The organism is Streptomyces sp. NPDC001443, assembly GCF_053597355.1.
The window spans coordinates 14,919-27,975 of the sequence record NZ_JBSFIA010000070.1 but is presented as its reverse complement, the minus strand read 5'-3'; the positions used below and the strand labels follow the sequence as shown (position 1 = coordinate 27,975).

The window sequence follows — 13,057 nt, the reverse complement described above, 5'->3', positions numbered from 1 at the left end:
TTTTTATTTCTCCGCCCACCACCGATACCTACCCAGACCGTGCCACACTCTTCCCCACCCCGCCGCTCTTCCTAGCGGGCGGCGGCACGGCCCGTGCCGCCGCCGACGTCCAGGAGATGAACGGTCCGGAGGCCGGACGGAAGCTCAGCCGGAGGGCGGGGTCTTCTCGTCCCCTCCGGTCCGGGTCTTGTCCAGGCGCAGGCCGGTACCGGCCAGCAGGAACAGCACGGCGAGGACGGACGTGACGCAGGCGGCCGTGAAGACGTCGCGCTTGTCGTCCTCGAACATGCCGGCAGCGGTCAGGGCGAGGAAGACTCCGGTGGCCTGAAACCCGGTGCCGTAGGGCATCGGGCGGGGTGTTCGCCAGGTCCTGCGCGGAATCCAGAGCCGCAGCAGCTCGGCGACGGCCGAGACGGCGAAGAGCCGGGACGTGATCATCAGCCACAGGGAAGCCGTGTTCGCGCCCAGCTCGCCCACACCGACGACGGCCGTCAACGCGAAGTAGAGGATCGGGACCAGCCATCCCAGGCTCGCACGGGCCTGCGGCGGCTCGGGGGTGCTTTCGGGTGCCGTGCCGCGCTTGGTGAGGTCGACACGGGGGCGGGCAGGCTCCTTCGATGCCCGCGGTACCCGACTGGCCCCGGGTGTCCGAGGAGCGGGCACGATGGACAGGGCGGGGACGGGGCGCAGCGCACGGGACTGGGCGCGGCGGATGAGCAGGCCCGCGTCACCGTGCCGGTCCATGTGGGTCGACAGCTCTGCCTGGAGCAGCAGGAGTTGTTCCGCCATCATGTCGAACTCGGCCCGGCGCTCGACGGCGAGGCGGGCCCCCTCGCGCTCGTTGCCGGTGAGGCGTCCGAGGGCTTCGGCGTGGACGCGTACGGCTTCGGTGCGAGAGGCTTCCGCCGCGAGCGGCGCCTGGGCCAGTTCCTCCTCGAGGCGAGTGCGTTCCGCCTCGATGATCTCGGCGATGCGGTGCCGCTCGTCCGGAGGGAGTTCGTGCGGGGCGCGCGCCTCGGCGCGAGCGACGGCCGCCCGCCGCCACTCCATCAACGGGCGGCCCCGGTGCTCACCGATACCGTTGATGTGGACTCGGCCCCCCCGGGTGCGGTGGATGTAGAGGACGTCGCCGCCCTTGCCGTTGGGCGCCTTGCCCCAGCTGACCCGTTTGAAGTCGGCTGCCGTGCTGATGCCCTGTGCCCTGAGGTCGCGGATCAGGCCGCTGCCGATGCCGTTCAGCTCGCGCGCGGTGAGGTACGTAGTGCTGAGCGTGCGCTCGATGGACTCACGGCGCAGGATGGCCAGAGCCCGCCTTTCCTGACTTTCCCGCTTTCCGTCCAGGCCGCCCAGCTGGCGGGTGAGAGAGCGCTCCCTGCGGGCCCGCTTCTCGTGGATGCGTTGCAGGGCCTTGCCGTGGGCGTTCTCGGCGCGGTCGCGATCCCTCGCTTCGCGGTTCAGGCGGCGGCGGTCGGCCACCTCGAAGGCGCGGCGCTTGTCGAGGAGCCGGCGCAGGGCGCGTATGGACTCGATGAGCCGACGGCGCTCGGTTCTCGTGTCGGCCGGGGAGAGCGGGACGGCGGTGCGGCCGTCCCGCTGCGGGGTGGTGCTGTCGATCAACTGGGGCTCGCTCATCGGAGGTGCGGGTCATGGGTTCGGGAGCGGGGTCCGCCGAGCGTCCTCGCGACGAGGCGGTCGTCGCCGGCGCGAGACGGGCGGCAGCCGATGGGTAAGGAGCGTCCGGGCGTCCACGACGCGTCGCCGCACACGGCGTCCTCCCCGAGAGGGTCCTCGCCCTCAAAGCGGCATTCCCAGGACGCGGCGGGGCGGAGCAGGGCCGACCGCCGGAGCGGTCGGCCCGCTCGGGCCTTCCGGCCGGGGGCGCACATGTACATATGGATGTGGACTCTCCGGATATGGCAAAGGTTGCATGAAAAGGTGGAGAAAATGTGTTGCCCCGTGCTTCGGCCGAGCGGGGTGCTGTCGGCGGTGGGCCGTCGGCCGGGCGGTTCGTGTCCGACACCACGGCGGGGGCAGGCCGGGTGCGGACCCGGTCGTATCGTCACGCACGAGCGGCGTGCTCACACGATCGGATGACAATGGTGGCGGTGGGCACGCGGGTGGGCCGCGGTCCGTTGGTTCGTGTGACGGGGAGCGTTCGGCGTTCCCCGCCGACGACGACCACGGGGGGGCTGATGAGCCTGAAGTTCCAGCGCAACGACGACGGCACACTCACCGGGCACAACACCGAGACGGGCTTCACCGTCACCTCGGCCGACGAGGAGGAGGTGCGACGGCTGCTGCACGAGGAAGCCGGGTGCGAGTACACCCCACCGCCGTCCCCGGTGGCCCCGGGCTTCCACCGCTTCGCCCTGGTGCACGACGAGTTCGGGGACGGCGCCTTCGGCCACGAGCGCTACGAGGGTCTGCGACTGCACCCGCCGAGCGGCTGCGAACCGGTCGACTGGGGAGGCTTTGCCCTGAAGTGCGAGCGGCCGGGACGGACCCTGCTGGAGGCCGTGTCCGACACCGTGACGGAGATCCGCCGCACGCACGGGCTGGTGATGAACAGCCTCGGCGTCGAGGACCCCGGCGAATGGCTGGGCGACGACAAGGACGGTTACGGGGCGCAGATCGTCGCGCATCTGATGCTGATGGCCGCCCATCGCGCGGCCCTCCTCGGCTACGGGAGGAAGGATCTGGTGCGCCTCCTGGACGCGGCGGGAGCCGTGTAGCCGAAGCGATCCGGCCGAACTCGGCTCAGAATCGCCCCAACTCGTGGGCCCAGTAAGGGTTTTCTGGCCACTCCGTACTACCGTCGCCTACGGTGATGCCGTCGGTCGGCTGTTCCGGTGTGACCGGCATGGAGGCGGGGCGAAGGCCCGTCGTACACAGTCGAGGAGAACACGGTGTCGGTCGAGTCAGCTTCGGGGTTGGTACCCATCGATTCCAGCAGGCCGCACCCTGCCCGCATGTACGACTACTACCTGGGCGGCAAGGACCACTACGTGGTGGACGCCGAGGCGGCCGAGCAGGTGCTCAAGCACACCCCGGACGCCCGCAGCATCGCCCGCGCCAACCGGCTGTTCATGCACCGGGCCGTACGGACGCTGGCCCGCGAGCACGGGGTGCGGCAGTTCCTCGACATAGGCACCGGTGTGCCGACCGAGCCGAACCTGCACCAGGTCGCGCAGGCCGAGGCCGCTGAGTGCCGGGTGTTCTACGCCGACAACGACCCGATCGTGCTGGCCCACGCGCGGGCCCTGCTGCGCGGAACCCCCGAGGGCCGGATCGCCTACGTACAGGCGGACGTGCGGAAGCCGAAGTCCGTCCTGGAGTCCTACGAGGCCCGGAACACGCTCGACTTCGACCGGCCGATCGCGCTGAGCCTGTGCGCCCTGATGCACTTCGTGCCGGACGAGCACGGCGCGTACGAGATAGTGGAGGAACTGGTCGACGCGCTGCCGTCCGGCAGCTTCCTCGTCCTCAGCCACGGCACCACCGACTTCGACCCGGAGGGCATGGCCCGTACCCAGGACGTGTACGTCCGTGCGGGCATCCCGATCCAGCTGCGGTCCAAGGCCCGGATAGCCCGCTTCTTCGAGGGGTTGGAACTGCTGTCGCCAGGGCTGGCCGTGACGCATCGCTGGCACCCGGAGCCGGACCAGCCGCTGGCCGACCTCACCGACGCCCAGGCCGGCTGCTACGGGGGCGTGGCCCGCAAGCCGTGACGGCGTGCGCGGCGGTCGCGGTTCCGGGGAACGGCTCCGGGGAGCCCCTCGATGGCGCTGCTCCGGGGGGCGGTCCCGTGGCCGACCGTACGGGTGAGAGCCGTCCGTGGGATGATCCGTCACCATGAGTGCGTCCCGGGCGGTGCGGAGCCTGCGTGCCGCGGTGTTCGCCGCGGTGTGCGTGCTGCTCGCCGTGGCCGGGCACGGGCTCGCCGCCGGGGGCGTGCCGCCGCTGTGGGCGGACGGTGCCGGGTTCCTCGCCGTCTTCGCGGCCGGATGGCTGCTCGGCGGCCGGGAGCGGTCCCTGCCGGGCATCACCGCGGGCATGCTCGCCGTCCAGGCCGGACTGCACGCCGTGTTCTCCCGGACCGCCACGGCCGAGCCGGTCATGCGGATGACCCGCGCGCACATGGCCCAGACGCACATGGTCCAGACGCACATGGCCCACATGCACATGGCCGCCGGGACGTACGGCCACACGGCCTCCCATCCGCACGCCATGACCCCGCACGCGGTCGTCGCGCATGTGCTCGCCGCGCTCGTCGCCTCCTGGTGGCTGCGGCGCGGGGAGGCCGCCCTGTGGTCGTTGCTGCGGCGGGCGGTCGCCCTGCTGCCCGGACTCGCGGCCTGGTGGGGCAATTTCCCGACGCCGTTCCTTCTTCCCGTCGCTGACCGTGCGCGGACGGACGCGGCACCGCCGCGGACGCTGCTGCTCCGGCACGCGGTGAGCCGCCGGGGGCCGCCCACCCGGATCCCGTACACCGTCTGACCCCATCGGCTTCACTCCCGTACGGAGATCCACTCAGTCATGTCCACGATCCGCACCACCCCCCTGCGCCGCGCCGGTCTCGGTGCCGTGCTCGCCGCCACCGTAGTCCTGGCGGCGGCCGGCGCGGCCTCCGCGCACGTCACCGTCCACCCCGAGAGCTACGCCAAGGGCGCCACCGACGGTCTCCTGACCTTCCGTGTCCCCAACGAGGACGATTCCGTCAGCACCACGAAGGTCCAGGTGTACCTGCCGACCGACCACCCCGTCCTCGGCGTGCTGGTCCGCCCGCACGACGGCTGGACGCCGAAGGTGACCACCACCAAGCTCAAGACGCCGGTCAAGACCGACGACGGCACCATCACCGAGGCCGTCTCCGAGATCACCTGGACCGGCGGGAAGATCGGTGCAGGGGGGTTCGAGGACTTCGACGTCGCTTTCGGCCAACTGCCCGACGACACCGACGCTTTGACGTTCAAGGCGCTCCAGACCTACTCCGACGGCAAGGTCGTCCGCTGGATCGAGCAGGCCGCGGAGGGCGCGGACGAGCCGGAGAACCCGGCGCCGGTGGTCAAGCTGACGGCGGGCGACGGGAGCAGCGCGGCCCCGGCCGCGAAGGGCTCCGCGTCGATCGCCCCCGACAGCAACGCCGAGGCCGCTTCCGACAGTGACTCCACCGCGCGCGGTCTGGGCATCGCCGGTCTGGTCGTCGGCGCGCTGGGGCTGGCCGCGGCGGCCTTCGCGGTCGTACGTACGCGCTCCGCCCGCCCGTAGCGACGAGCAGCGAGAGCAGCGACGAGCAGCGACGAACACCGAACGCCGAAGGGCCCGGACCACCGCTGGTGGTCCGGGCCCTTCGGCCGTCCGTTCGTCCGGGGGTGCCGACGGATGGGCGGACGGGGGGTCGTACGGTCAGTGCGCGGCCAGTTCCAGCACCTTCTGCTCGGCGCGGACGGTCTGCTCGGGCCGGCGGGAGGTCGCCCACAGCCACAGCACGTCCCGGCCGAACGACCACACCAGCAGCGCCAGCGCCAGCAGCGCCACCCCGAAGTCGGCCGCGTACGGCAGGAGTCCGGAGCCCGCCAGCAGCAACAGGACGCCCTGGAGCGCGGCGACCGTCTTGCGGGCGGTGCTCGGCGGCAGCGCGTTGTTCAGCCACGGCCACACCCGGGCGGCGGCGACGAAGGTGTAGCGCATACCGCCGATGAGCAGCACCCAGGGGCCGACCTCCATGGAGACGTACACGCTGAGCACCAGGATCAGGAACGCGTCGACCTCCATGTCGAAGCGGGCGCCCAGCGCGGTCGACGTGCCGGTGCGGCGGGCCACCTTGCCGTCGACGCCGTCCAGGATCAGGGCGACGGCGGTCAGGCCGACCAGGAGGGTGACCGGCGGCGTGCTCTCGAAGGAGTCGGCGACCAGCGCGGTCACTCCGCCGACCAGGGTCGCGCGGCCGAGGGTGACCCGGTTGGCGGGGCCGAAGGAACGCAGTCCGGAGCGGTGCAGGGCGCGGGAGAGCACCGCCCAGGTCGCGATCGCGAACGTCAGGCCGGTCACCCAGCCCGCCGGCCCCATCCCGATCGCCGTGCCGAGCAGGGCCAGCAACAGGATCTGTACGCCCGCTCCCACAGCGGTCTCCTGCTGGACCAGCCTTGCGTCGTAAGTGTTGTTCAGGGCCACCGCACATCCTCCGGCCGAGTGACAGAGTCGATCAACGCCGCGTACTGTGCGCGGCCTGTGCACATCTCGGTACGTGAACAACGTGTCGATCGTTCAGGAGGATGCCGATGAACCGTTCCGCCCGCGCCTTCTGGCTCCGCTCACCGGGTCACGGCGAGGTCCGTGAACTCACCCTCGCGGAGCCCGCCGAGGACGAGGTGGTGGTGCGGTCGCTGTGGTCCGGGATCAGCCGCGGCACGGAGACGCTGGTCTTCCGCGGCGGGGTCCCGGCCAGTCAGCACGCCGTCATGAGGGCGCCGTTCCAGGAGGGCGACTTCCCCGGGCCGGTCAAGTACGGCTACCTCAACGTCGGCGTGGTGGAGGAGGGACCCGATGAGCTGGTCGGCCGTACGGTCTTCTGCCTCTACCCGCACCAGACGCGTTACGTCGTCCCGGTGAGCGCCGTGACCGTGGTGCCGGACGGCGTGCCCGCCGAGCGGGCCGTGCTCGCCGGCACCGTGGAGACGGCGGTGAACGCGCTCTGGGACGCGGCCCCCCTGGTCGGCGACCGGATCGCCGTGGTCGGCGGCGGCATGGTCGGCTGCTCGGTGGCCGCCCTGCTCGCCCGCTTCCCGGGCGTGCGCGTGCAACTCGTCGACGCCGACCCGGCGCGCGCCGCGGTGGCCGAGGCGCTCGGCGTCGGCTTCGCCGGCCCCGAACACGCCCTCGGCGAGTGCGACCTCGTCGTGCACGCCAGCGCCACCGAGCAGGGCCTCGCCCGGTCCCTGGAACTGCTCCGCGCCGAGGGCACGGTCATCGAGCTGAGCTGGTACGGGGACCGCAAGGTCGCCCTGCCGCTCGGCGAGGCGTTCCACTCCCGTCGGCTCACCGTCCGCGGCAGTCAGGTGGGCACCGTCTCCCCGGCCCGCGCGAACCGCAGTTACGCCGACCGGCTCGCCCTCGCCCTGGATCTCCTCGCCGACCCGGCGCTGGACGCGCTGGTCACCGGCGAGTCCGCCTTCGAGGACCTCCCGGAGGTGATGCCGAGGCTCGCCTCCGGGGAGATTCCGGCGCTCTGCCACCGCGTCCGGTACGACAAAAGCGCCTGACCTGAGAAAAGAGTGAGAGAGGGCTGAACACGGGGAAGCGAAGAGCCGTACTACACGGCATCCCCGGCGCGCTTCGGCCGGGGACCAGACGCGCCGCACCTGGAGGGTCGTCCGTTGTTCAGTGTCACCGTCCGCGATCACATCATGATCGCCCACAGCTTCCGCGGTGAGGTCTTCGGACCCGCGCAGCGCCTGCACGGAGCTACGTTCCTGGTGGACGCCACCTTCCGGCGCGAGGAGCTGGACGACGACAACATCGTCGTCGACATCGGCCTGGCCACCCAGGAACTCGGTGCCATCACCAGCGAGCTGAACTTCAGAAACCTCGACAACGAGCCGGACTTCGCGGGGATCAACACCTCGACGGAGTTCCTGGCCAAGGTCGTCGCCGACCGCCTGGCCGAGCGGGTCCACCTGGGCGCGCTCGGCGAGGGCGCCCGGGGCCTGACGGGCATCTCCGTCACCCTGCACGAGTCGCACGTCGCGTGGGCGAGTTACGAGCGTGCCCTGTGACCGACACGACCGTCGGGCACACGCCCCTCGCCTACGTGCCCGCACAGACCGCGGCCCGGAAGAACGGCGAGATCATCCCCATGTCCCTGCGCTCCGTGCACTTCGTGCTGCCGGGCGGTGTCGACGACCCGGCCGCGCCCAGCGGCGGCAACGCCTACGACCGGCGGGTCAGCCTGGACCTGCCGGGTTTCGGCTGGCAGGTCCATCAGCACGCGGTGCCCGGCAGCTGGCCCCGTCCCGGCGCCGCCGCCCGTACCGAACTGGCCCGCACGCTCAGCCAGCTGCCCGACGGAGCGGTGGTCCTGCTGGACGGGATCGTCGCCTGCGGTGTCCCCGAGATCATCGTCCCGGAGGCCGAACGCCTGCGGCTCGCCGTCCTCGTACACCTCCCGCTCGGTGACGAGACCGGCCTCGCCGCCGAGGTGGCCGCCGACCTGGACGCCCGCGAGCGCACGGTGCTGCGGGCGGTGTCCGCGGTCATCGCCACCAGCGACTGGGCGGTCCGTCGCCTCGTCTCGCACCACGGCCTCGCCCCCGACCGGGTCCATGTCGCCGCTCCCGGCGCCGACATCGCCCCCCTCGCCTCCGGCACCGACGGCGTCTCCCGGCTGCTGTGCGTCGCCGCGGTCACCCCGCGCAAGGGGCAGCACCGGCTGGTCGAGGCGCTGGCCGCGGCGGCCGACCTGCCGTGGAGCTGCGTGTGCGTCGGCGGGCTCGGCCAGGACCCCGAGTACGTCGCCCATCTGCGCAACCTGATCCGCGAGCACGGCCTGGAGGACCGGCTCCACCTCGCCGGACCGCAGGCCGGAGCCGAACTCGACGCCAGCTACGCGGCCGCCGACCTGATGGTCCTCACCTCCTACGCCGAGACGTACGGCATGGCGGTCACGGAGGCCCTCGCGCGCGGCATCCCGGTGCTGGCGACCGATGTCGGCGGCCTCCCGGAGGCCGTGGGCCGCGCCCCCGACGGCGGTGTCCCCGGCATCCTCGTCCCGCCGGAGGACCCCGCCGCGCTCGCCGCCGAACTGCGCGGCTGGTTCGGCGAGGCGGACGTACGACGCCGCCTCAAGGCCGCGGCCCGGGGCCGGCGGGCCTCCCTCGGCGGCTGGGCGGCGACCGCCAAGACCCTCGCCGGCGTACTGGGCCGGCTCCCGAGCGAACCCCGGAGGGCGGCATGAGGAAGACGACGGTCACACCGGCGGACCTGGCGCGGCGCGTGCGGGTCATCCCGCCCCAGCCCGGACCACGGGAGGCGGCGGACACGGTGGAAGCGATCGGTACGGGAGCTGTGGTGGACGCGACGGACGTGACGGTCGAGGCGGACGTGACGGTCGAGGCGGACGCGGTGGCCGCGACGGACGCGGTGATCGAGACCGACGTGGCGATCGGGGCCGACGTGGCGATCGGGACGGACGCGGTGATCGCGGGTGCCGGGCCGGTCGGCCGGTCCGAGGAGCGGGCCACCCTGCGGCTGCGGGAGAGCGGCCCCGACGAACCGCCGCGCTACGCCCCCGAGTGGCTGGAGCTGCGCGAGGGCGCCGACGCCGCGGCGCGGTCGCTGGACCTGCTGGACCCGCTGCGCGTACGGCTCGCCAACCTGCCCGGCCGGGCCGGGTCCGTCATCCACGACCTGGGCTGCGGCACCGGCTCGATGGGCCGCTGGCTCGCCCCCCGCCTCGACGGCGCCCAGCACTGGATCCTGCACGACCGCGACCCCTACCTGCTGCACTTCGCCGCCGTGGCCTCCCCGCGGTCGGCCGCCGACGGCAGCCGGGTCACCGTCGAGACGCGGCGCGGCGATGTCGCCCGGCTGACCCCGGACGCCCTGGTCGGCGCCTCGCTGGTGACGGCCTCGGCACTGCTGGACGTCCTCACCCGCGAGGAGGTCGACACCCTGGCCGCGGCCTGCGCGGGCGCCGGGTGCCCGGCACTGCTGACGCTGTCCGTGGCCGGGCGCGTCGAACTCACCCCCGCCGACCCGCTGGACGCGGAGATCACCTCGGCCTTCAACGCCCACCAGCGACGTGACGGGCTGCTGGGTCCGGACGCCGTCACGGCCGCCTGCGAGGCCTTCGCCGAGCACGGCGCGACGGTGAAGCTGCACCCGAGCGCCTGGCGACTCGGACCCGACGAGCGCGCGCTGACCGCCCAGTGGCTGCGCGGCTGGGTCGGTGCCGCCGTCGAGGAACGCCCCGAACTCGCCGAACGCGCCGAGGCCTACCTCGCGGACCGGCTCGCCGCCTGCGCGGCCGGCGAGCTGACCGTCGTCGTCCACCACAGCGACCTGCTGGCGCTGGCCCGGCCGACGGGCGGAGCGGCGTCATGACCGCGGAGGCGGCGGGCGCGGTCGTGCCCGCGGTGGCACGACCGGTGCCGCGGACCGGCACGGGCCGTCCGGCGGCCCGTGCCGCCGCGGCCGGGGCCCGGGCCTGCACCGGTGCGATCGGTTCCGAGGGCGACGACGCTGCCGACCGGGCCGACTCGGGCGTACGCGGCGAGCAGCCCGTACGCGCCGAAGCGGCCGTGGCCGGCGAGCGGTCCGTGTCCGCCGACCCCGTACGGGCCGAGCGCGCCGCCGCGGCGGACGCCACCGCGTCCGCCGTCTCCGTGTCAGCCGTCTCCGTGAAGCGTTCCCGGGCCGTCCTCGCCCGGTTCGACTCCCGGGCGGTGCGCACCCATCTGGGCACCGTCGTCGGAGTCGCCATCCTGGCCGTCCTGCTGTGGCGGCTGGGCACCGGTGTCTTCCTGGACGGACTGCGGCGGATCGACGCGGTCACCCTCCTGGTGTCGGTCGCCATCGGCGCGGTCACCACGGTGTTCAGCGCGTGGCGCTGGGCACTGGTCGCCCGCGGCCTGCGGATCCACCTGCCGCTCGGCCCGGCGATCGCCGACTACTACCGCGCGCTGTTCCTGAACGCGGCCCTGCCCGGCGGCGTCCTCGGCGACGTCCACCGGGCCGTCCACCACGGACGCAGCGCCGGTGACATCGGGCGCGGGGTGCGGGCGGTGGTGCTGGAACGGGTCGCCGGGCAGATCGCGCTCACCGTGGCAGGCGTGACGGTCCTGCTGGCGCTGCCTTCCCCGGTCATGGACGAGGCCCGGCACCTCGCGCCGCTCGTCGGCCTCGGCCTGCTGGGCGCGCTGGCCGTCTTCGCCGCCCTGCGGATGAACCGTTCCCCCGCGCAGTCGCGTCGCGGGCGGGCGCTGCGCGCGACGCTCGCCGAGGCCCGGGAGGGACTGCTGTCCCGGCGCAACGGGCCGGGTGTCGCGCTGTCCTCGGCGGTCGTGCTGGCGGGCCACCTGACGATGTTCGTGCTGGCCGCCCGGGTGACCGGGTCCGGCGCGTCCGTCCTGGTGCTGCTGCCGCTGGCCGTGCTCGCCCTGGTCGCCATGGGCCTGCCGCTGAACGTCGGCGGCTTCGGCCCCCGCGAGGGCGTCACCGTCTGGGCGTTCGGCGCCGCCGGGCTCGGCGCGAGCAACGGGCTGGCCGTCGCCGTCGTGTACGGGGTGCTCAGCTTCGTCGCCGCCCTGCCGGGCGCGCTGGTACTGGTCGTGCGCTGGTACCAGGGAGTGCGGGCGGGCGGGACGGCCGCGGTGGACGCGACCGCCGGCACCGTCGTACCGGACGGGCCGGCCGGGATCGTCGTACCGGACCCGGCCGCCGACCGCGCACCCGACGAGCACTATCGCCCGTCGGTCGCCCCCGAGTCGGCCCCCGAGCCCTCGCCGGAATCGGTGGCACCGCGTCCGGTGAGCAGTGAGAAATACGCGCCGAAGGAATCGGTGAGGGCGGCCAGCAACGCCTTTCCCTTTTCGGCGGAACCGAGGGACGGACGCCCGATGACACCGGAATCGGTATAGGCGGACATTCCCGTGGTGAGGAGATGACGACGGTCGTCCGCGACGAAATCGGCGGACTCGTAACCAGGACGGATCAATTCGGGATGAGCGTGCAGCAGGACGGAGGTCTCGATTTCTCCCGCGTGCATGTCGGTCAGCAGCGAGGTCTCCACCCCGGCCCGCTCCCGGGCCGCCTCCCAGTCCTCCGCGGCCGGGAACAGCGCCATCCGCTCACCGCGCGCGGAGGCCTCCTGGACGACGTTGCCCAGCACGTAGTTGCCGCCGTGGCCGTTGACCACCACCAGGACCTCGACGCCCGACCGGCGCAGCGACTCGGCGATGTCCCGCACCACCGCGTGCAGGGTGGCCGCGGAGATGCTGACGGTCCCCGGCCAGGCGGCGTGCTCGTGCGAACAGGAGATCGTCACCGGCGGAAGGAGGTGCACCGGGTACGCCTCGGCGATGTCCCGGGCCACGGCACAGGCGATCAGGGTGTCGGTCGCCAGCGGCAGGTACGCACCGTGCTGCTCGAAGCTGCCGACGGGAAGGACGGCGACCTGTGTTGAGCCGCCCGCCCCCCGCGTCCGTACGTCTTCCGTAGTGTCCGTCGGCACCAAGCCGTATGCCGCCGCACGCGCGCCCGAACCACTCATTTCTTCACGGCCTTTCGTCTCTGCTTAGGAATCAGATCATGACAGACAACATCGGCGTACTCGGCAAGAAGTCCGCGCAGCGCACGGGCGTGGAACGCGTTGTGAATGCTCCGCTGCCCACTGTGTACGGGAAATTCCAGGCGATCGGTTACATGGACCACGACCGCGGCGACGAGCAAGTGGCCCTGGTCTACGGCGACATCGGTGCCGAGGGCGTGCTCACCCGGCTGCACTCGGAGTGCCTGACGGGCGACGCGTTCGGCTCCCAGCACTGCGAGTGCGGCGACCAGCTCGCCGCCGCGCTGCGCGCCGTGGTCGCCGAAGGCAGCGGCATAGTCGTCTACTTGAGGGGCCACGAGGGCCGTGGCATCGGCCTGCTCGGCAAGCTGCGCGCGATGGCCCTGCAGGCGGAGGGGCTGGACACGGTCGAGGCGAACCTCGCGCTGGGCCTGCCGGTGGACGCCCGTGACTACGGGGTGGCCGCCGGGATCCTGAACGACCTCGGGGTGCGTTCCGTCCGTCTGATGTCCAACAACCCGCGCAAGCGCGAGGACCTGGTGCGGCACGGCATCCAGGTCGCCGAGACGGTGCCGCTGCTGATCCCGCCGTGCGAGAACAACATCACCTATCTCAGGACCAAGCGGGAGCGTCTGGACCACGTTCTGCCGCACCTCGACGCGGTGGCGCACTGGTCCTGACCCGCTTCATGCGGTGTCCCGAGGCGACAGCGACAGCGACAGCGAGCGCCAGCGCCAGTGCCAGCAACGGCCCCGGCTCATCCCATGCCGG

At 72.8% G+C, this 13,057-nt stretch carries 12 protein-coding genes and 1 pseudogene; 10 read left to right on the top strand and 3 right to left on the bottom strand.

Annotation, left to right across the window (positions count from 1 at the left end; all coding sequences use genetic code 11):
• Positions 1-144: 144 nt before the first annotated feature.
• Positions 145-1,632, bottom strand: a complete 1,488-nt coding sequence (locus ACWC24_RS40085) for a hypothetical protein (RefSeq protein ID WP_450667849.1) — start codon at positions 1,630-1,632, stop codon at positions 145-147.
• Positions 1,633-2,192: 560 nt separating this feature from the next.
• Here ACWC24_RS40085 and ACWC24_RS40080 point away from each other — a divergent pair.
• The 4 genes from ACWC24_RS40080 to ACWC24_RS40065 all read left to right on the top strand — a co-directional run bounded on the left by ACWC24_RS40080 (position 2,193) and on the right by ACWC24_RS40065 (position 5,268).
• Positions 2,193-2,732 carry a hypothetical protein gene (locus tag ACWC24_RS40080; RefSeq protein ID WP_450667848.1) on the top strand — a complete coding sequence of 180 codons (540 nt, stop codon included), beginning with the start codon at positions 2,193-2,195 and terminating at the stop codon, positions 2,730-2,732.
• Between the two features lie 174 nt (positions 2,733-2,906).
• Positions 2,907-3,728, top strand: a complete 822-nt coding sequence (locus tag ACWC24_RS40075) for an SAM-dependent methyltransferase (RefSeq protein WP_450667847.1) — start codon at positions 2,907-2,909, stop codon at positions 3,726-3,728.
• Between the two features lie 124 nt (positions 3,729-3,852).
• Complete coding sequence (locus ACWC24_RS40070; protein ID WP_450667846.1) at positions 3,853-4,497, top strand: hypothetical protein; 645 nt, start codon at positions 3,853-3,855, stop codon at positions 4,495-4,497.
• 39 nt (positions 4,498-4,536) lie between these two features.
• Positions 4,537-5,268, top strand: coding sequence for a YcnI family protein (locus ACWC24_RS40065; protein ID WP_450667845.1), 732 nt, complete (start codon positions 4,537-4,539; stop codon positions 5,266-5,268).
• Between the two features lie 138 nt (positions 5,269-5,406).
• On the opposite strand, the gene ACWC24_RS40060 is transcribed toward ACWC24_RS40065, so the two are convergent.
• Positions 5,407-6,174, bottom strand: a complete 768-nt coding sequence (locus ACWC24_RS40060; RefSeq protein WP_450667844.1) for a CDP-alcohol phosphatidyltransferase family protein — start codon at positions 6,172-6,174, stop codon at positions 5,407-5,409.
• Positions 6,175-6,281: 107 nt separating this feature from the next.
• Here ACWC24_RS40060 and ACWC24_RS40055 point away from each other — a divergent pair, with 107 nt between their 5' ends.
• From ACWC24_RS40055 to ACWC24_RS40035, 5 genes and pseudogenes are all read left to right on the top strand, one after another.
• Positions 6,282-7,262, top strand: coding sequence for a zinc-dependent alcohol dehydrogenase (locus ACWC24_RS40055; RefSeq protein WP_450667843.1), 981 nt, complete (start codon positions 6,282-6,284; stop codon positions 7,260-7,262).
• Positions 7,263-7,376: 114 nt separating this feature from the next.
• Complete coding sequence (locus tag ACWC24_RS40050; protein ID WP_152891032.1) at positions 7,377-7,775, top strand: 6-pyruvoyl trahydropterin synthase family protein; 399 nt, start codon at positions 7,377-7,379, stop codon at positions 7,773-7,775.
• A complete protein-coding gene (locus ACWC24_RS40045; protein WP_450667842.1) occupies positions 7,772-8,953 on the top strand; it encodes a glycosyltransferase family 4 protein in 1,182 nt (393 codons plus the stop codon). Before ACWC24_RS40050 ends, ACWC24_RS40045 begins: the two co-directional genes overlap by 4 nt.
• Complete coding sequence (locus tag ACWC24_RS40040) at positions 8,950-10,101, top strand: trans-aconitate methyltransferase (protein ID WP_450667841.1); 1,152 nt, start codon at positions 8,950-8,952, stop codon at positions 10,099-10,101. Before ACWC24_RS40045 ends, ACWC24_RS40040 begins: the two co-directional genes overlap by 4 nt.
• Positions 10,098-11,252, top strand: a pseudogene (locus ACWC24_RS40035) (lysylphosphatidylglycerol synthase transmembrane domain-containing protein); the annotation flags it as partial. The gene ACWC24_RS40040 and the pseudogene ACWC24_RS40035, both read left to right, overlap by 4 nt.
• Before the next feature lie 206 nt (positions 11,253-11,458).
• Here the strand turns inward: ACWC24_RS40035 and ACWC24_RS40030 are convergent.
• Positions 11,459-12,268: a creatininase family protein gene (locus ACWC24_RS40030; protein WP_450667840.1), complete on the bottom strand. Its 810-nt coding sequence runs from the start codon at positions 12,266-12,268 to the stop codon at positions 11,459-11,461.
• A 38-nt stretch (positions 12,269-12,306) separates the two neighbouring features.
• Here ACWC24_RS40030 and ribA point away from each other — a divergent pair, with 38 nt between their 5' ends.
• Complete coding sequence (gene ribA / locus ACWC24_RS40025; protein ID WP_384733798.1) at positions 12,307-12,966, top strand: GTP cyclohydrolase II; 660 nt, start codon at positions 12,307-12,309, stop codon at positions 12,964-12,966.
• The last annotated feature ends 91 nt before the right edge of the window (positions 12,967-13,057 follow it).